Below are 19,183 nucleotides of genomic sequence, written 5' to 3' on the forward strand. Positions count from 1 at the left end.
GACCTACTTCCCGAGCTTGTGGCGCCGATAGGCCTCTCCGGCCGTTTCGATGTCGGCATAAGCCTCCTGCCGTTCGACGCTCCAATAGAAGAGCTCATCGAGCGGGATCGGCCGGCCGGTGATGGCGCAGCGCACGAAACTGCCCGGTCGCAGCACGACATAATCGGCATCGAGATAGCGCAGTTGCGCCTCGGCGGGGGTGAAACCCTTGTCGAATATGTTCATGGCCATGACTTTCCTAGTACGCGGTACGCTTCTGCTCCGACCGATATAGCGCTCCCTGTGCGGTCTCAAAAGAGACTTTCCTGACTATCGTTGTCAGTTTGTGACCTCGACCTGCGCCGCGGCATGGCGGGCGCACCGGAAATGGTGGCGCCGACCTCGCCGTCGGCGAACTGCAGCGCAACGATATCGCCCGGATTGAGGCCCGCCTGGGCCGCGACGACCGCGCCATCGGGCCGACGTACGAGAGCATATCCGCGCGCCAGCACATTCTCATAGCTCAAAGAGGCCAGAAGTTTGTCGAGCGCCTGCAAGCGCTGCGAATGGGTCGCGAGGATCCGGGCGAATGCAGGGGTCAGGCGGCCCGCCACCGGATCGAACCGCAGGCGTGCCCTGCCGGCTCCATTGGCCAGCGCCCGCGGGGCCCGGCCGACCAACTGATGCAGGCGCGTGTCGAGCTCGCGTACGCGCTGGCGCAGCATGTCGGGCCGCAGGAGCGGCGCCGCGCGCGCCAGCGCGATGGCCTTGGCCTGGCTCGCGTGCCGCAAGGCTGCGAGGAGATTGGAACCGGCATGGTCGAGCCGTTGGCGGTGGGTCGAGACGAGGTCGGCCGGGCGCGGCAGGCCGGCGCCGGCGGCGCGCAACCGGTCGCGCAGATTGGAGGCGATACGACGCGCGCCGTTGCGCTGGCGCAGTCCGAGGTCTTCTACATAGCCGATGAGTTCGCTCCTCACCGGAACGGCCGCCTCGGCCGCAGCGGTAGGGGTGGGCGCCCGCATATCGGCGACATAGTCGATGAGGGTGGTGTCGGTCTCGTGGCCGACGGCCGAGATCAGCGGGATGCGGCTCGCGGCGACCGCGCGCACCACTGTCTCCTCGTTGAACCCCCAGAGGTCCTCGATCGAACCCCCGCCTCGCGCAACGATGAGCAGGTCCGGGCGCGGGATCGCTCCTTCCGGCGGGAGGGCGTTGAAACCCTCAATGGCGGCCACCACCTCGGCGGCGCTGGTCTCGCCCTGGACCCGCACCGGCCAAACGACGACATGGCTGGGAAAGCGGTCGGCGAGGCGGTGGAGGATATCGCGGATGACGGCGCCGGTCGGGGAGGTGACGACGCCGATGACGCGTGGCAGATAAGGCAGCGGCCTCTTGCGCTCACGCGCGAACAAGCCCTCGGCGGCAAGCTTCTTGCGACGCTCCTCGAGCAGCGCCATCAGGGCGCCGGCACCGGCCGGCTCGATGTTGTCGACGACGATCTGATATTTCGACGAGCGCGGGAAAGTCGTCAGCCGCCCAGTGGCAATGACCTCCAGCCCCTCCTGTGGCTTGAAGGATAATCGGGCAAAGCTGGTTTTCCAGACGACCGCGTCTATCGAAGCGTTCTCGTCTTTGAGAGTGAAATAGCAGTGGCCGGAGGCGTGCTGACCGCGAAAGCCGGAGATCTCGCCGCGCACGCGCACATAGCCGAAGTTCTCTTCGACGGTGCGCCTGACCGCCTGGGCGATCTCGGAGACGGTGAACTCGGTGGCGTTGGTGAGGATGTCGGTCATGGTCAACTCGTGCGCCAGAAGCGCGGTGCGCGTCAAGGCGGCGCGGAACAAGCCAAGTGGGGGGTCAATATGATGGTTTTTTGACATGAGGGACCGTTCTCCCCTTGCCCGCCTGCGCCGCTTATGGGAGAGGGCGCACGAAACGGCAACGCGAGCAGGCTGACGGGGGCTTGAAGCATGCGGGTTCTGGTTATCGGTGCGGGCGGGCGGGAACATGCATTGGCATGGAAGATCGCGCAGTCGCCACGGCTGACGAAGCTTTACATCGCGCCGGGCAACGCTGGCACCGAAGTGGTCGGCGAGAACGTCGCCGTCGACGCCACCGATCATCAGGCCGTGATCGATACCTGTCGACGCCTCGCCATCGATTTCGTGGTGGTGGGGCCTGACGCGCAGGTGGTCGCCGGGCTTGGCGACGACCTGCGCGCTGCTGGCTTCACCTGTTTTTGTCCCTCGAAGGCGGCGGGACAGATCGAGGGTTCGAAGAGCTTCACCAAGGCGCTTTGCGACGAAGTGGGCATTCCCACCGCCCGCTACGGGCACTTCGACAACGAGGCCGAGGCGCGCGTCTATGTGCGTGAGCAAGGCGCCCCGATCGTCATCAAGGCGGACGGGCTTGCCGCCGGCAAGGGCGTGACAGTCGCCATGACGCTCGAGGAGGCCGAGGCGGCGATCGTCGACTGTTTCGCCGGCGCCTTCGGCAGGTCGGGGGCGCAGGTGGTCGTCGAGGAGTTCATGGAAGGCGAGGAGGTGAGTCTCTTCGCACTCTGCGATGGGCAGAACACGCTGCTGCTGGCCTCGGCGCAGGACCACAAGCGCGCGTTCGACGGCGACACCGGGCCCAATACCGGAGGCATGGGAGCCTATTCGCCGGCACCGGTCCTGACCGAAGCGCTGACCGCTCGCGTGATGGATACGATCATCACCCCGACGGTCAAAGGCCTCGCAAGGCGCGGCGCGCCCTACCAGGGCGTCCTTTTTGCCGGATTGATGCTGACCGCCGAGGGTCCCAAGCTCGTCGAGTACAATGCACGGTTCGGGGACCCCGAATGCCAGGTGATGATGATGCGGCTGCGCTCGGACCTGCTCGACCTCCTCCACGCGACAGCCACGGGGAACCTTTCCGGCAAGTTCGCCGTGTGGCGCGAGGAAGTGGCACTGACGGTGATCCTGGCGACGAAGGGGTACCCGGGAAACTACGACAAGGGCACCGAGATCAAGGGCGCGGAAGGGCTCGACACGAGCGACGTTCAGGTGTTCCATGCTGGGACGAAGCGCGAAGGCGGACGTTTACTCGCAAGCGGCGGGCGTGTGCTCAATGTCACCGCGCTAGGCGCCACGGTGGCGGAGGCACAGAAGCGTGCTTACGAACTCGTTGATCAGATTGTTTGGCCTGAGGGCTTCTGCCGGCGGGACATCGGCTGGCGGGCAGTTGCGCGGGGAGAGTGACCCGCGGGGCATCGTCGATGCGGGCGATGCGGCGGCGGACGGTCTCTACGATGCGGTGTTCGACGGCGACTCGCGCGAAAAACAGCCTACGCCCTTGCAGCGGCGTGGCCGCGGCGTCATCGACCGCATGCGCGGCAAGGCACGCAAAATCGCGGAAATCACGGAATCGGGGCCGCGAATCGGGGTGGCGCTTGGCGGCGGTTCGGCGCGCGGCCTGACCCATATTCCTTATATCGAGGCCATGGACGAGCTCGGCCTCAAGCCCACGGTCATCGCGGGGACTTCGATCGGCGCGCTGATCGGGGCCGGCTGGGCCAACGGCATGAAAGGGGCAGAAATCCGCGAACACGCCTATGATGTGCTGGCGACGACGCGGGTGATCGCGGGGCGGCTGTGGAGCCGGCACGTGCGGGGGCTCGGCAGCCTTCTGCAGCAGGGCCTTTCGATGCAGCTCGACGCCAATGCGGTGGTCGACGCTTTCCTGCCGGATGGTTTTCCCGACCATTTCAGCGATCTCGGCATCCCGCTCTACGTGGTCGCGACCGACTTCCAGTCCTGGCACCAGACCGTGTTCAACTCCGGCCTGGTGCGGCCGGCGATCGCCGGCTCGATCGCCATTCCGAGCCTCTTCAAGCCGGTCTACTACGAGAACCACCTCCTCGTTGACGGCGGTGTCGTCAACCCGCTGCCGCTCGACCAGGCCGATATCGACACGGATTTCCTTATCGGCATCGACGTCAACGGTGACCCGTCACAAGGGCTGACCAAGATCAACCACAGTGCGCTCGACCTCTGGTTCGGCTCGGCGCAGATCATGATGCATTCGCTGACTGCGCATATGATGGCCGCCTACCCGCCCGACGTTTATGTGCGCCCGCATGTGACGACGTTCGGGCCCATGGAGTTCTGGCGCGTGCGCGAGATTATCGGCCACGCAGACCAGGAAAAGGACCGCTTCAAGCGCATGGTGGCCGACAAGATCGAGGCCTACATCCAGAACAAGGTGCCGGTGATCGGCAGCGAGTGAGGTCGGGGCGCCGGTATTCGCAGCGCGTAAGTCGCTCAGCGACCGACAGCATCTATCGGCGTAGGCGGGAAAAAAACTTCCTGAGCAGCGCGGAAGCGCGCACTTCGCCCAGCCCGCCGACGATCTCGGGACGGTGGTGGCAGGTGGGCTGGTCGAAGAGACGGATGCCGTTCTCGACGGCGCCGGCCTTTGGGTCCTCGGCACCAAAATAGACCCGCCGCAGACGCGTGTGGGCGATGGCGCCGGCGCACATGGCGCAAGGCTCGAGGGTGACGTAGAGGTCGCAACCGTCGAGCCGGCCGGTACCGCGCTCGGCAAGTGCGGCGCGGATGGCGAGCATTTCGGCGTGGGCGGTCGGATCGGCCAGCGCCTGCATGCGGTTGCGCTCGGCGGCGATGATCTCGCCGTCGCAGACGATCACCGCTCCGACCGGCGCCTCGCCGTCGGCGGCGGCATCGGCAGCGAGCATCAAGGCGACGTCCATCGGGGATTGACTCATGCGCCGTTCCTACCCCTGCCCCGTTGCCGCGGCAAGCTACCGGGCTGAATGAACCAGGCTTCCGTTCTGACGGCGTCAGAACGGAAGCCTGGGTATGGGCGGGCCGACCGTGTCCTTAGTGGCCCGCAGCCTCGGCCGGCACGCCGGCAGGTTCCGGCCGCCGGATAAGGAAGGCGGCGAGAACCGTCAGCACCGAAATGATCGCGCCGGCCTGGAAGGCCAACTGGATACCGGCCGAGAGAGCCACCGGCTCGGGCGCGCCGGCCGCCAGCTCAGCGCTGGAGCGCAGCGACATCAGCGCCACGAACAGGGCCACGCCCGCCGCTCCGGCCACCTGCTGGATGGTGCCGAGCACAGCGCTGCCGTGCGAATAAAGGTGCGGGGGCAGCGAGCCGAGGCTGGCCGTAAAGAGCGGCGTGAAGAGGAAGGCGAGGCCCACGCTCAGCACCACATGCGCCGCCAGGACGAAGAGCGGAGAGGTGTTCTGGTCCATGAAGGTGAGCGACCAGAGGACCATGCACACGACCGCAGAGCCGGGCACGACGAGGACCGTCGGGCCAAAGCGGTCGTAGAGCCGGCCAACATAGCGGGCGAGAATGCCCATGGTGAGCCCTCCCGGCAGGAGCAAGAGCCCGATCTGCAGGGTCTCGAGCCCCAGCACGTTCTGCAGGTAGATCGGCAGGAGCACGAACACGCCGAACATGGCCATCATGAAGACGGCCATCATGAAGATCGAGAGGCTGAACGTCTTGGACAGGAACGTGCGCAGGTCGAGCAAAGCCTGGTCGCGCTTCTGCAGCAAGAGCTGACGCAGGATGAAAACGACGAGCGCGACGCCGCCGACCACAACCGGCACCCACGCCGGCACGGGTGTCGCCGCCTCGCCACCCTCGCCCATGAGGCTGAGGCCGTAGACGATGCCGCCGAAAGCGAAGACCGAGAGGATGACCGACACGACATCGACCGGTGCGTAGCGGGGCGTGGTGACGTTGACCATCCTGCGCCAGCCGAAATAGAGCGCGGCAAGCGCGATGGGAACAACGACGATGAAGATCCAGCGCCAGTCGAGGACGTTGAGGATGAGACCTGAGACGGTGGGACCGAGTGCCGGCGCAACGGAGATGACCAGCGAGATGTCGCCCATGGTCTTGCCGCGGTTCTCGGGCGGAACAAGGTTCATGACCGTGGTCATCAGCAAGGGCATCATGATGGCCGTGCCGCACGCCTGTACCACCCGGCCGACGATGAGAAGCTCGAGACCGGGTGAGACGGCACAGATCGTCGTACCGGCCGCGAAGGTCGACATGGCCAAAATGAACACCGGGCGCGTGTTGAGGCGCTGCAAAAGGAACCCGGTGACGGGAATGACCACGGCCATGGTCAGCATGAACGCCGTCGTCAGCCACTGCACCGCATTGGCGGTAACGCCGAGATCGTCCATCAGCCGCGGCAGAGCGACGACCATGATGGTCTCATTGAGGATGACGACGAAGGCAGAAACCAGAAGGATCAGGATGACCAGCCGATTGCGGGCGGCAAGGTCTCCGCCGCCGGCCGGCGCGTTGGATGTATTCATGGTGGGTTCGGCACTCATGGCGGCTACTCTCTTTGTCGGATTGGAAGACGGCGAGCCGATGCAGGCCCACTCCAGCGACGAACGGCTTGAACTGATTTCGACACGGCGCCCAAAATATCGGCGCAGTCGCGAGCATTGGGTAAAAAGGGACCGCGTTCTTAACCTGTCCACTTGGTGAGGCCAAGCCAGGATGTGTCGTGGCCGAGATGCATGGCAGGCATGCAGCAAGGACATGGGCGAATTCCGGGTCGGATCGCGAAGCGCCTTGCCTTATATTTGAGCCAAGGAGAATCAATTCGCCCATGCCCATCAGGCAACTGCCCGAAACGCTGATCAACCGCATCGCCGCCGGCGAGGTGGTCGAACGCCCGGCGAGCGTCGTCAAGGAACTCGTCGAGAACGCGATCGATGCGGGCGCCGGCCGGATCGTGGTGACGACGGCCGGCGGTGGCAAGGGTCTCATCCGCATTGAGGACGACGGCGCGGGTATGGATGCCGACGACCTCCTGCTTTCGGTCGAGCGGCACGCGACGTCGAAGCTCTCGGCCGACGACCTCGACGACATCCGCACGCTGGGTTTCCGTGGCGAAGCGCTGGCCTCGATTGGCTCGGTCGCCGACCTCACCATCGCGACACGCACCGCCGAAACCGAGAGCGGGCTGCGCCTCGCAGTGCGCAACGGGATCAAGTCCGGGCCGGTGCCAACGGCCTTGAACCGGGGCACGGTGGTCGAGGTCAAGAATCTCTTCGCCAACGTGCCGGCACGTCTCAAATTCCTCAAGACCGATCGGGCGGAGGCGGCGGCGGTAACCGACGTCGTCAGGCGGCTGGCGATGGCCAATCCGCAGGTGCATTTCGTCTTGACGGGTGCCGACCGGGCTGAGAGCAACTGGCCGGCGGTGACAGGGGAAGGTGCGCTCGCCGCGCGGCTGGCGCAGTTGGTCGATGCCGATTTCGCCGAGAATGCCGCACAACTCGCGACCGTGCGGCACGGCATCGTGGTGGCCGGACTTGCGGGCTTGCCAACCTATACGCGGGCCAATTCGCTCTCCCAGTTCTATTTCGTCAACGGCCGCTCGGTGCGCGACAAGGTGCTGGTCGGTGCGGTGAGAGCCGCCTACGCCGACTACACCTTCCGCGACCGTTTCCCGGTCATTGCGCTTTATCTCTCGATCGATCCGGCCGAGGTCGACGTCAACGTGCATCCGGCAAAGGCTGAGCTGCGCTTTCGCGATGCCGGGGCGGTTCGCGGCGCCGTGATCCGCGCCATTTCCGATGCGCTGGCGGCCGCCGGGTTCCGGGCAAGCTCGACGGTGGGCGAGGACATCCTCGGGGCATTCCAGGCGCCGGTCTATCCGGCCGCGGCCGCCGGGCCCGGCTCTCGGGCGGGCGATGATAGTCCGCGGCCGTCGGCCTATGCGTCAACGGGCCCAGCCCATACCGCGCCCTCCGCTGCGTCGTCCTGGCAAAGATCGGCTCCCGCCTGGGACCCGGGCTTCGCCGGCATGGCCGAACCGAGCGGCCGGGTGGAGGCGCTGGCCGAGGAGGAGCCGGCCAATATCGACTTCCCGCTCGGCACCGCCCGCGCGCAGATGTTCGAGAACTTCATCATCGCCCAGAACGCCGACGGGCTGCTGCTTGTCGACCAGCACGCCGCGCATGAGCGGCTGGTTTACGAGCGGTTCAAGGCGCAGATGACGGCAGGACCGGTGCCGAGCCAGGCCCAGCTTATTCCCATGGTCGTCGAGTTGCCCGAGGAGGATTGCGCGCGAATCGAGGAGGCCGCGCCGATGCTCGAAAAGCTTGGGCTCTATCTCGAACGGTTCGGGCCGCGGGCGGTGGCGGTGCGCGAGACGCCAGCGCTCCTCGGCCAGCCCGACATCGAGGGACTGGTGAAGGACCTCGCGGACGGGCTCGCCGAATGGGACACCACCGCCGCGCTCTCGGATCGGCTGGAAGCGATCGTCGCCCGCATGGCCTGCCACGGCTCGGTGCGCTCGGGCCGGCGCCTGAAGGTCGAGGAGATGAACGCGCTTTTGCGGGAGATGGAAGCGACGCCCCATTCGGGCCAATGCATCCACGGACGTCCGACCTATGTGGAACTCAAGAAGCGGGATATCGAGAGGTTGTTCGGGCGAAGCCGTTAACTCCGCCCGATAATGCTACCCGAACACGCTCGCTCCGCGATCCGCCACGCCAACCAGTGCGCGCATGCCGGCAAAGAGCTCTCGGCCCATGCCGTAGTGCTCGCGGCGCAGGTCTTCGGTGGCAGGAGTACGGGCGAAGAATTCGCGTTCGTCGCCAACGAAGTCGAGGGTGCCGGCCTCGGCGTCGAGCCGGATGATGTCGCCGTCGCGGATCTTAGCGATGGCGCCGCCGTCGACGGCTTCGGGCGTCATGTGGATGGCGGCGGGCACCTTGCCCGACGCGCCGGACATTCGCCCGTCGGTGAGGAGCGCAACCTTGAAGCCGCGGTCCTGCAGAACACCGAGGGCGGGGGTGAGCTTGTGCAGCTCCGGCATGCCGATGGCGCGCGGACCCGAGAAGCGGACGACGGCGATGATGTCGCCGGTCAGCTCCCCGGCCTTGAAGGCGGCCTGCAGGCCGTCCTGGCTGTGGAAGACGCGGGCGGGCGCCTCGACCACGCGGTGCTCGGGCTTGACGGCCGAGACCTTGATCACCGAGCGGCCAAGATTGCCGGTGAGGAGCTTCAGGCCCCCGGACTTCTGGAACGGGTCCCTTGCCGAGGCCAGGACCTTGGGCGCCGCCGATTCGCTGGCCGCCGGCTCGAAGGAGAGCTTGTCCTCGATGAGCTTGGCTTCAACCGTGTAGCCGGAAAGGCCCGCGCCCCAGACAGTCTTGACGTCCTCGTGCAGGTATCCGTCGTCGAGAAGCTCGCGGATCAGGAAACCCATGCCGCCGGCGGCGTGGAAGTGGTTCACGTCGGCGACACCGTTTGGGTAGACGCGGGCGAGGAGCGGGGTGACGTCGGAGAGGTCGGACATGTCATCCCAGGTCACCTGCATGCCCGCTGCCGCCGCAATGGCGATGAGATGCATGGTGTGGTTGGTCGAGCCGCCGGTGGCGTGAAGGCCGACGAGGCCGTTGACGATTGCCTTCTCGTCGACAACGTGACCGACGGGCGTATAGGCATTGCCTTGGGCGGTAAGCGAAAGGGCGCGCCGCGTTCCCTCACGGGTCAGCGCATCGCGCAGCGGCGTGCCGGGGTTGACGAAGCTCGAGCCGGGCAGGTGCAGGCCCATGATCTCCATCAGCATCTGGTTGGAGTTGGCGGTGCCGTAGAAGGTGCAGGTGCCGGGCGAATGGTAGGACTTGGCCTCGGCCTCGAGCAGTTCGGCACGACCGACCTTTCCTTCCATATAGAGCTGGCGGACGCGGCTCTTCTCGTCGTTGGGCAGCCCTGAGGGCATCGGACCGGCGGGGATGAAGACCGCTGGCAGATGGCCGAAGGTCAACGCGCCGATGAGCAGGCCCGGCACGATCTTGTCGCAGATGCCGAGATAGACGGCCGCGTCGAACATGTTGTGGGACAGCGCGATCGCCGTGGACATGGCGATGACGTCGCGGCTGAACAACGAGAGATCCATGCCCGGCTGACCCTGGGTCACGCCGTCGCACATGGCGGGCACGCCGCCGGCGACCTGGGCGGTGGCGCCGATCTCGCGCGCGGCCTCTTTGATGATATCGGGATATGTCGCGTAGGGCTGATGGGCAGAGAGCATGTCGTTGTAGCTGGTGACAATGCCGAGGTTCAGCGTCCTGGTGCCGGCGAGCGCGGCCTTCTCCGACGGTGAGCAGGCCGCAAAGCCATGGGCAAGGTTGCCGCAGGAGAGACTCGCGCGATAAACGCCGCTTTCGCGCGCGCGCTCGAGCCGATCGAGATAGTCACGGCGAGTTTCGCGGCTGCGCGCCGCTATGCGATCGGTCACATCCTGGATGGCCTTGCGGACAGACATGTCTTCTCCTTAGCCGTGCTCAACGCGGGCCAACGGCCGCCCACGGCTCCTTCGTCATGGGGCATGGTCCTCATGCGGGTGAAGCACCCTCACCCGCGGATCATGCCTTTGCCAGCATCCCGAATTCGAGCATCGCTTTGCTTTTGCCGAAAACGGCATCCACTTCTGGCGCGATGCTCGAGCGGCCAGGGCGGTCGATTGGGGACCGCCCCAGGAGCTCAGGGACACCAGTAAACTGTCATCGGCCGGTCGGCGCGCAGCACTGCGCGAACCGGCATTTCCTCGACCGGACCGTCGCCCAGGGCCTTCTCCAGCACCGCGGCCTTCTCCTCCCCTTCTATGTGGAGGAAGAGCGCGTCGGTTTCGAGCAGGCGCGGCAGAGTGAAGGTCACCCGCGGCTCGCCGGCGCCGGGCGCGTGGATGGCGATCACCGGGCCGGACGCCGAAAGCGCCTCGGCAAGCGTGTCGCCGCCGGGAAAGAAGGAGGCGGTGTGGCCGTCACTGCCCATACCGAGAACGACGGCGGCAAAGGGGCGCGGCAGAATCTCGAGGCCGGCGGCGGTCCTCCCGATCTGCGTGGCGTCGGGCTCGGCCCCGCCCGAATAGAGAGGCAGGAAGCGGGCGGACGCCGCTGGTCCCTGCAGCATCTTTTGGTTGACGAGGCCGGCGTTGGAGCGCTCGTTCAGTTCATCGACCCAGCGCTCGTCAACAAGCGTGACTACCACCTTCGACCAATCCACATCCTTGCGCTTGCCAAGAGCCGAAAAGAACTTGGCCGGGGTCGATCCGCCGGAAACCGCAATCGCCGCCTCGCCGCGCGTCGCAATTGCCGCATTGATGTGGCCGGCGACGGCATCGGCCAATTGCGTGGCGAGGGTCGTCCTATCGGCAAAGCTGCGGCGATCGAGCATCTAGTTATCGTCCTCGTGCCACGTGCGGCCATCGCGTTCGATGAGGGCGATGGAGCCGGTCGGGCCCCAGGTGCCGGCGGTATAAGGCTGGGGCGGCTCGGAGGCCCGGTCCCAGGCCTCGCGGATCGGATCGACCCACGCCCACGCCGCCTCGAGCTCGTCGCGGCGCATGAACAGGGTCTGATTGCCGCGCACCACGTCGAGCAGCAACCGCTCGTAGGCTTCGGGCGTACGCTCCGAGAACGTCTGGGCAAAGGAGAGGTTCAGCGGCACCTCGCGCAGGCGCATGCCGCCTGGCCCAGGATCCTTGATCATCATCAAGAGCTTGACGCCCTCGTCAGGCTGCAGGCGGATGATGAGTTTGTTGGGGCGCGGCGCGCCTTCGGCGTGATCGAAGATCGAATGCGGGATGTCGCGGAACTGGATGCAGATTTCCGAGACGCGCCTGGCCATGCGCTTGCCGGTCCTGAAGTAGAACGGCACGCCCGCCCAGCGCCAATTCTGGATCTCGGCCTTAAGGGCAACGAAGGTCTCGGTGCGCGAGCCTTTCTTCCCCTCCGGCAGTTCGTCCTGGTAGCCCTTGACCGAGGTGGTTTCGGAGGTGACACCACGATACTGGCCACGCACGGTGACCTTGCCGACATCGCCGTTGGCGATCGGCCTTAGCGCCCGCAGGACCTTGAGCTTCTCGTCGCGCAGCGCATTGGCGTCGTCGGAGGCCGGCGGTTCCATGGCCACCAGGCAGAGGAGCTGCAGCATGTGGTTCTGGATCATGTCGCGCAGGGCGCCGGACTCGTCGTAGTAGCCGCGCGTGCCGGCACCCACCGATTCGGCAACTGTCAGCTGCACATGGTCGATATGGGTCGAGTTCCACACCGGCTCGAAAAGCGTGTTGGCAAAGCGCAGCGCCAGGAGGTTCTGCACCGTCTCTTTGCCGAGATAGTGATCGATGCGATAGACCTGATCTTCCGCAAAGATGCGGGCGACGCCGTCATTGATTTCCTGAGAGGAGATCAAATCGTGGCCTAGGGGCTTTTCCAGGACCACACGAGCGTCGCGCCGGTAATATTTGCGCTTGCCCAGATACTCGCAGATCGGCTCGAAAAGGTTAGGGGCGACGGCGAGGTAGAAGGCGCGCACGACCTGAGAGTCGTCGCGCAGCGCCTTGCCGAGATCACCCCAGCCATCCTGGTTGGTCACGTCATTGACGATGTAGGAAAAGATCGACACGAACCGCTCGATCGTCTCCTTGTCCCGATATTCCTTCTCGACGAACTCGGCGACGGCGTCGCGGGCGAGTTTCTGGAAATCGGCATCAGAGAGCGGCGAGCGGGAGACGCCAATGATGCGGCTCTGCTCGTCGAACTGGCCGTCCTTGAAGCGATGGTAGAGCGCCGGGATCAGCTTGCGTTTGGTCAGATCGCCGGTGGCGCCGAAGACGACATAGTCGAACGGCTGAACGGGAATAATGCGGCTGGACACGAAGCTTGTCCCTTTCAAGAAGTCAGGTCGTTGCAAAATACTGCCGGGCGAGAAGGACGGCGCCGTGCAGGGGTTCGTAGAGCGGCATGCGCACGAAATCGCCGTAGCGGTCCTTGAGGATGGGAAAGAGACGCTGGCCGAAGCCGCCGACCACAGCCATCTTGTCGACGCCGCGCGCCTTAAACCAGTCGACATAGGTGTCGATGTAGGAAAGCTCCAGGTCCATGAGCTTGCGCGCGACAGGGTCGCCCTTGTCGAAGTGCTCGGTGAAGAGCGGCATGAGCTTGCCGAATTCAGCCGGAGCGCGGCCGATCAGCGCGTCGTCACACCCTTCCGTGCCATCACGGCTGATGATCTTCAGGTCCATATCGGTGGCAAAGGACCAACTCATCACCGCCTGGTTGTCGCCACCGAGCGCATCGATCACCGCCCTCGTCAGCGGCGAGGGCTCGACGAGGCCATCCTCGGCCTCGACGGAATAACGCACCAGTTCGCGCCCAAGAATGGCGCCCGACATCTGGTCGCCGATCTGGAAGCCCCAGCCACCGGCCTGGTAGCGCTGGCCGGCGACCATGGCGAGCGCTGCCGAGCCGGTGCCGACGATGATGACCGCGCCGTCCTCGCCGCCGAGCGCACCGGCATGGGCGATGTCGATATCGTCGAACACCTTGACGCCGGCGAAGGGCCAGGGACGGGCAGCGAACTCCTCGCGGGCCGAATGCATGCGCCCGCCGGCCATGCCAAAGCAGGCATAGGTATTGGCGGTTTCGGAGAAATCGATGCCGGCCGAAGCGAATACGTCGCGCGTGCCGTCGCTGATGGCCTTCCAGGCGGGTTCGCCGTCATCGATCTGAAGATTGGAGCGGCCTGCCTTGACCTCGGCGAGCGTTGCAAGAGTCTCGTCGGCCAGGCGCACGCGGCAATTGGTCCCGCCGCCGTCGACGCCTAGATAGTACCTGGGCAAGAGGGCGCCTCCTTCTTGGGGCGATGGTTGGATGGGCCGGACCCGCCGATAGGGGCGCCGGTTGTGCGCGCGATACTCAACACGGTTCGTTCGGCGCGGACCATAATGCGAAAGGCCATAAGACGAAAGTAGGATACGCGGCAAATTTCGCGGTGCCATAAGGCCGGCCGCATGGCTCGTTTGCACACGTGGCCGACCTCCATGCGACAGTTCAAGCGGGCAACCAGAACCGCGCGAAAATCTTGTAGGGTGACTGGATTGAAAACGGCGGCAAAGAGGGCAGGCAGATGGCGCGACATGTACTGGTGCTGGGCGGAGCGCGCTCGGGCAAGACGAGTTTTGCCGAACGGCTGGCGATAAAGTACGGGAGCCTCCCCGCTTATCTCGCCACCGCCGAAGCGCTTGACACGGAGATGGTCGAGCGGGTCGAGACGCACCGTCGCCAGCGCGAGGGACGTTTCGAGACCATCGAGCAGCCACTGGCTCTTACCGAAACGCTGCAGGCGGCCGCCTCGCATCATGACGTGATTCTCGTCGACTGCCTGACGCTGTGGATCAGCAACATGCTTGAGGCCGGTGAGAACGTTGCCGAGGCGGTGGAGGAACTGGCGACGACCTTGCGGCAGATGGAGAGCAGCATGGTGATCCTCGTTTCCAACGAGGTCGGGCTCGGTATCGTCCCCGAAAACGCCATGGCGCGGAATTTCCGCGACATCGCCGGAGCGGCGCATCAGCGCCTCGCCGAGATCTGCAGCGACGTCTATTTCATTGCTGCCGGCCTGCCGCTGACGCTGAAAGGCCAAACGCCCGATTAGAGCTTTGCCCGTTCTGATGGGACCAGACCGGGAGCTCCAAGTTATCAGATTGTCGCGCTTTCGAACCGCAAAGGTGGTTTCCACTTTTGCTGAAAGCGCTACGGTCAGAGCGTCGTCAGCATCAGTGCCAGCGCGATGCTCATGACCAGCAGTACGTTAAGTGTGGCACGGTAGAGCTGGAGGGCACGCAGGATGTCGCTGGCCACTAGCGCGGACTTGCCCTCGCCCATGACCGGCAAGTGGACGACCTCGCCGCTATAGCTGCGCGGACCGCCGACCCTGAAGCCCAGAGCACCGGCCATGGCCGCCTCGGGCCAGCCGGCATTGGGCGAAGCGTGCTTGGGCGCGTCCCGGCGGGCGGCGGTCCAGGCATGGGAAGGGCTGGCGTGGGGCACGATGAAGCAGGCAATGGTGATCAGCACCGCCGTCAGGCGCGCCGGCACCCAATTGACGAGGTCGTCGAGCCTGGCTGAGGCCCAGCCATAGTCGCGATAGCGCGCGTCGAGGTGACCGACCATGGAATCGGCGGTGTTGATGGCCTTGTAAAGCACGATGCCGGGCAGGCCGAGAAGGACCAGCCAGAACCAAGGCGCGACCACCCCGTCGGAGGTGCTCTCGGCCAGGGTCTCGATGGCCGCGCGAGCGACGCCCGCTTCGTCGAGCTCGTCCGGATCGCGCCCGACGATATGGCTGACGGCTTCGCGGCCGGCCGCGAGTGATCCGCTCAGCGCATCGGCTACCTTTCCAACGGCGCGGCCGAGCTCCTTCTGGGCGAGGAAGGGGGTGGCCAGCAACACCTCGACCACCCAGCCCAGCGGCAGGCCGCGCACGAACTGCTGGACGATGAAGGAGAGAACGAAGGCGACGACGAGGAGGATGGCGAGCCCGATGATGCCAGCATCGCGCCGGTGGCGGCTGTCGCGCTCCGGGCGGTTGAGACGGCGCTCCAGCCCGTCGATGAGGCTGCCGAACCACACGACCGGATGGCCGATGGTTTTGGTGAGCTGCTCGGGATAGCCGAGCCAGCGCTCGATGACGAGCGCGAGAGGGGCAACGAACACGGACATCAGAACCGGACCTCCCTGGATAGCGACAGCAGGGCATCGACATCGAGATGCGATTCGAGGTGGGCCGCAAGCCCATCGAGTACGGCATCCACCCCGGCCTCATAGGCAAGCGAGGGGTCGGCAGTCGCGCCGAGGAAGGCTCGGCGGAAGCCGTCGGCGGCAAAGAGGCCGTGGAGGTAGGTGCCCATAACAAGGCCGTCGCGGCTGCGCGCACCCTCGGGTTCGCCCGCGACCCGCGAGAAGGGGTTGGCGCGATCGGGGCCGACAGTCTCTCCCATATGCATGTGATAGCCGGTGAGAGGCAGGCCGCTCGCCGCGTCTTCGGCCGCTTCGAGCTTGAGGGTCTTGACCGGCGTCAGCACGGTTTCGACGTCGAGCAGGCCCAGTCCTTCGCTCGCCCCGGGCGCGCCCTCGATGCCCTCGGGATCGGCCACACTTTGCCCCAGCATCTGATAGCCACCGCAGATGCCGAGGATGCGCTTGCCTGCGCGGTGGAGCGCCCTGATGTCGACATCCCAGCCCTCGCGGCGGAGCGCCGCCAGGTCAGAACGTGTGGCCTTGGAGCCGGGGAGGATGACGAGATCGGCCATGCTCGCAACCGGCATGCCCGGCTCGATGATGACGACGTCGACTCCCGGCTCGGCACGCAGCGGATCGAGATCGTCGAAATTGGCGATGCGCGGCAGGCGCGGTACGGCGACGAGGTATCGGTCACCAGGCTTTCGCGCGCTGCCGGCAAGGCCGAGCACGTCCTCGGCTGGCAGCCGCGCCGCGTCAGCGAACATCGGCACGGGCCCGAAGACCGACCGGCGGGTGCGCTCGGCGATGAATGCCTTGCCGGCATCGAAGAGGGTCGGATCGCCCTGGAACTTGTTGACGAGGGTCGCGGCGATGCGTGCGGCGTCTGCGGGGGCAATGACGGCGAAGGTGCCGACCAGCGCCGCGATCACCCCGCCGCGCTCGATGTCGCCGATGAGGACCACCGGCAGGTCAGCCGCCTCGGCGAAGCCGAAATTGGCGATATCGCCCTGACGCAGGTTGACCTCGGATGCGCTGCCGGCGCCTTCGACGAGCACATAGTCCGCATCGGCGGCGAGTGCGTGGAACGCCTCGAGAACCTGCGGGAGGAACTCGATGCGGTGCTTGAAGTAGCCGCGGGCGGACATCGAGGCAAGGCGCTTGCCGCGCAGCACCACCTGGGCGCCGGTCTCCTGCTCGGGTTTCAACAGCACCGGGTTCATGGCCGTAACCGGCGGGCGGCGGGCGGCGCGGGCCTGCAAGGCTTGGGCGCGGCCGATTTCGCCGTCATCGGCGGTAACGGCGGCGTTGTTGGACATGTTCTGCGGCTTGAACGGTGCCACGCTGAGACCACGATTGGCGAGGGTTCGGCAGAGTCCGGCGACGATCAGCGACTTGCCGACGTCGGACCCCGTTCCCATGAACATCAATGCCTTGGCCATGGCACCTTATGCCATGGCAGGCGCGTCGATGACATGGGCGTAGGAGCCCATGACGCGGCCTTCCACAGCCCCCATGGGCGGCAATGGTTCGCCCAGCGTATCGGTCGCGGCAAAGAGCGGGGTCAGACGCGTCTGTTTGACCGAGGAATAATGGAACTCATGGCCCATCAAGCGGCCGGGCCAGGGCAAGGGGCTCTGGTGGGCGAGGCGGCGGTAGCCGAGCGTGCGCTTGGGCCGGTCGATGCGGGTGATCACCGGCAGGAGGCCGACCATCTCGTGCGGCACGCCGGCCTTGTCGAAGAGCACCTCGCCCAGGACCATGAAGCCGCCGCACTCGCCATAGACCAGCGCGCCGCGATCGCGCGCGGCAAGGAGCCCCGCCCGGAAGTTGCTCGCGGCTGAAAGCGCTGAGCCATGCAGCTCGGGATAGCCGCCGGGCAGGAACACAGCGTCGGCGTCGGGTGCCGGCGCCTCGTCGGCGAGCGGAGAGAAGAAGCTGAGCTCGGCGCCTGCGGCCCGCCAGTCATCGAGCATGTGCCGGTAGAGGAAGGCGAAGGCCCGGTCGCGGGCGATGGCGATGCGCTGGCCGAGCGGGGCGAGCCGGAGTGGGCGCGGTTCGGCCGAAGCGAGCGGCGCGGCCAGCTCAAGCACCCTTCCCAGGTCGACATAGTCGGCGACCACCTCGCCCGCACGGCCCACGACCGTTTCAAAGCTAGTGGCTTCGTCCGGCAACACCAAGCCGAGGTGCCGTTCGGGAAGGGCGAGGCCGGAATCGCGCGGAATGACGCCGAGGCAGGTGATCCCTGTCTCCGAGAGGGCGGCGACAAGCATGCGCTCGTGGCGCGTGCTCGCCACGCGGTTGAGGATGACGCCGGCAACACGTATGTCGGCGCGCCAGTTGGCAAAGCCGGAAACGAGCGCGGCAATAGACTGGCCCTGCCGTTCGGCATCGACGACAAGGACGAGGGGCAGGCCGAGGGCGGCTGCCAGGTCGCCGGTCGAGCCGGTGCCATCGGCGGCGCCGTCGAAAAGCCCCATGACACCCTCGACCAGCAGCAGGTCGGCGTCGGCCGTATGGCTGGCGGCGAGGCTCTTGAGGCGGCTCGGCGCCATGGCCCAGGGGTCGAGATTGACGGCCGCACGGCCGGCCGCGCGTTCCAGGATTGCCGTATCGATATAGTCCGGTCCGGACTTGGCCGGCGCCACGGCGAGACCGCGCGCCTTGAGGGCCGCGAGAAGACCGAGGGTCACCACGGTCTTGCCCGAGCCCGAGCGCGGGGCTGCGACGAGAAGGCCGCCCGGTTCAGCCAATGCCATTCTCCCGCAGGTCCGGCGCGTACCAGTCGAGCAAGGGGCGATAGGCCGAGACGGGGCCGACGACGACGATGGCGGGCGTTTCCAGATCGGCGAGGCTGCCAGCCGCGCCAAGTGTCGTTTCGACCACGGATTGATCCGGCAGCGTGCCATTGGAGACGACTGCCAGCCGGTCGGCGGGATCGCGGCCGGCGGCAAGAAGTTTGCCGGCGATGTTCGGCAGGTGCCTGACGGCCATGAACATGACGATGACAGGAGCGGCCTTGGCGATTGCAGTCCAGTCGACGACCTGCGGCAAACCGCCCGTCTCGTCGTGGCCGGTGAGGAAAATCACAGTCTGGTTGGCGTCGCGGTGCGTCACCGGGATCCCGGCATAGGCAAGGCCGCCGAGGCCGGAAGAAATACCCGGCACGATGCGGAACGAGATGCCGGCCTCGGCAAGCGCCAACGCCTCCTCTCCGCCGCGGCCGAACATGAACGGGTCCCCGCCCTTGAGGCGCAGGACGCGGTGGCCGCGCCGGGCGAGATCGACGAGCTTCAAGCTGATATCGGCCTGCTGTGGACTTGGCCTGCCGCCACGCTTGCCGGCAAAGACGATCTCGGCGCGTGGACCGGCCATGGCCAAAAGCCGCGGCGAGACGAGCGCGTCGTGGACGACGACGTCGGCTTGCTGCAACGCATGGTAGCCGAGGAGCGAGAGCAATCCCGGCGCGCCGGGGCCCGCGCCGACCAGCCAGACGGCTCCGGCCTCGAAGCGGGGGAACTGCGCGGCATCGAGCGCCGCGAAACCGGCGCGGCGACGGAAGAGGGACTTGAGGCGGTCAAGCATTGCCATTCACCTCCCCTTGAAGACGGGAGGTGCCGCCCTCC

The 19,183-nt window shown here is 66.3% G+C and carries 16 protein-coding genes; 4 read left to right on the forward strand and 12 right to left on the reverse strand.

What is annotated here, in order from left to right; translation table 11 throughout:
* Window positions 1-3: 3 nt before the first annotated feature.
* Entirely contained in the window at window positions 4-225 is a 222-nt protein-coding gene (locus QQK18_RS01030; protein ID WP_284338414.1) for a DUF2093 domain-containing protein, read from the reverse strand.
* 65 nt (window positions 226-290) lie between these two features.
* Window positions 291-1,772 carry an exodeoxyribonuclease VII large subunit gene (gene xseA, locus QQK18_RS01035; protein WP_284338415.1) on the reverse strand — a complete coding sequence of 494 codons (1,482 nt, stop codon included), beginning with the start codon at window positions 1,770-1,772 and terminating at the stop codon, window positions 291-293.
* A gap of 177 nt (window positions 1,773-1,949) precedes the next feature.
* On the opposite strand from xseA, the gene purD reads away from it, so the two are divergent.
* Window positions 1,950-3,221 (forward strand): phosphoribosylamine--glycine ligase, encoded by a 1,272-nt coding sequence (purD, locus tag QQK18_RS01040; protein WP_284338416.1) that lies wholly within the window; start codon window positions 1,950-1,952, stop codon window positions 3,219-3,221.
* A complete protein-coding gene (locus QQK18_RS01045) occupies window positions 3,205-4,248 on the forward strand; it encodes a patatin-like phospholipase family protein (RefSeq protein WP_284338417.1) in 1,044 nt (347 codons plus the stop codon). The genes purD and QQK18_RS01045 overlap by 17 nt, the downstream gene beginning before the upstream one ends.
* A gap of 52 nt (window positions 4,249-4,300) precedes the next feature.
* Here QQK18_RS01045 and QQK18_RS01050 read toward each other — a convergent pair whose 3' ends face one another.
* Both QQK18_RS01050 and QQK18_RS01055 read right to left on the reverse strand, forming a co-directional pair.
* Window positions 4,301-4,747, reverse strand: coding sequence for a nucleoside deaminase (locus QQK18_RS01050; RefSeq protein ID WP_284338418.1), 447 nt, complete (start codon window positions 4,745-4,747; stop codon window positions 4,301-4,303).
* Window positions 4,748-4,862: 115 nt separating this feature from the next.
* Window positions 4,863-6,341: an MDR family MFS transporter gene (locus QQK18_RS01055; RefSeq protein WP_284338419.1), complete on the reverse strand. Its 1,479-nt coding sequence runs from the start codon at window positions 6,339-6,341 to the stop codon at window positions 4,863-4,865.
* Window positions 6,342-6,625: 284 nt separating this feature from the next.
* On the opposite strand from QQK18_RS01055, the gene mutL reads away from it, so the two are divergent.
* Window positions 6,626-8,470, forward strand: coding sequence for a DNA mismatch repair endonuclease MutL (gene mutL / locus QQK18_RS01060; RefSeq protein WP_284338420.1), 1,845 nt, complete (start codon window positions 6,626-6,628; stop codon window positions 8,468-8,470).
* 15 nt (window positions 8,471-8,485) lie between these two features.
* On the opposite strand, the gene edd is transcribed toward mutL, so the two are convergent.
* From edd to QQK18_RS01080, 4 genes are all read right to left on the reverse strand, one after another.
* Window positions 8,486-10,300, reverse strand: a complete 1,815-nt coding sequence (gene edd, locus QQK18_RS01065) for a phosphogluconate dehydratase (protein WP_284338421.1) — start codon at window positions 10,298-10,300, stop codon at window positions 8,486-8,488.
* 218 nt (window positions 10,301-10,518) lie between these two features.
* Window positions 10,519-11,211, reverse strand: coding sequence for a 6-phosphogluconolactonase (gene pgl, locus QQK18_RS01070; protein ID WP_284338422.1), 693 nt, complete (start codon window positions 11,209-11,211; stop codon window positions 10,519-10,521).
* The gene (zwf, locus tag QQK18_RS01075) at window positions 11,212-12,693 is read right to left on the reverse strand and encodes a glucose-6-phosphate dehydrogenase (RefSeq protein WP_284338423.1); all 1,482 of its coding nucleotides are present in this window, start codon (window positions 12,691-12,693) and stop codon (window positions 11,212-11,214) included. It lies immediately after the preceding gene.
* 22 nt (window positions 12,694-12,715) lie between these two features.
* Complete coding sequence (locus tag QQK18_RS01080) at window positions 12,716-13,657, reverse strand: glucosamine kinase nucleotide-binding domain-containing protein (RefSeq protein WP_284338424.1); 942 nt, start codon at window positions 13,655-13,657, stop codon at window positions 12,716-12,718.
* 287 nt (window positions 13,658-13,944) lie between these two features.
* Here QQK18_RS01080 and cobU point away from each other — a divergent pair, with 287 nt between their 5' ends.
* Window positions 13,945-14,472 carry a bifunctional adenosylcobinamide kinase/adenosylcobinamide-phosphate guanylyltransferase gene (gene cobU, locus QQK18_RS01085; RefSeq protein WP_284338425.1) on the forward strand — a complete coding sequence of 176 codons (528 nt, stop codon included), beginning with the start codon at window positions 13,945-13,947 and terminating at the stop codon, window positions 14,470-14,472.
* A 104-nt stretch (window positions 14,473-14,576) separates the two neighbouring features.
* On the opposite strand, the gene cbiB is transcribed toward cobU, so the two are convergent.
* From cbiB to cobA, 4 genes are read right to left on the reverse strand one after another with little or no spacing between them, the layout of a single operon-like run.
* On the reverse strand, window positions 14,577-15,539 hold the full coding sequence (gene cbiB, locus QQK18_RS01090; RefSeq protein ID WP_284338426.1) for an adenosylcobinamide-phosphate synthase CbiB: 963 nt from the start codon (window positions 15,537-15,539) through the stop codon (window positions 14,577-14,579).
* On the reverse strand, window positions 15,539-16,999 hold the full coding sequence (locus tag QQK18_RS01095; protein ID WP_284338427.1) for a cobyric acid synthase: 1,461 nt from the start codon (window positions 16,997-16,999) through the stop codon (window positions 15,539-15,541). Before QQK18_RS01095 ends, cbiB begins: the two co-directional genes overlap by 1 nt.
* 6 nt (window positions 17,000-17,005) lie before the next feature.
* Window positions 17,006-18,316 (reverse strand): cobyrinic acid a,c-diamide synthase CobB, encoded by a 1,311-nt coding sequence (locus tag QQK18_RS01100; RefSeq protein ID WP_284338428.1) that lies wholly within the window; start codon window positions 18,314-18,316, stop codon window positions 17,006-17,008.
* Window positions 18,303-19,142: a uroporphyrinogen-III C-methyltransferase gene (gene cobA, locus QQK18_RS01105; RefSeq protein WP_379994711.1), complete on the reverse strand. Its 840-nt coding sequence runs from the start codon at window positions 19,140-19,142 to the stop codon at window positions 18,303-18,305. The genes QQK18_RS01100 and cobA overlap by 14 nt, the downstream gene beginning before the upstream one ends.
* Window positions 19,143-19,183: the final 41 nt, after the last annotated feature.

Origin of the sequence: Devosia nitrariae (genome assembly GCF_030160115.1) — a bacterium.
Taxonomy (GTDB): Bacteria; Pseudomonadota; Alphaproteobacteria; order Rhizobiales; family Devosiaceae; genus Devosia; species Devosia nitrariae.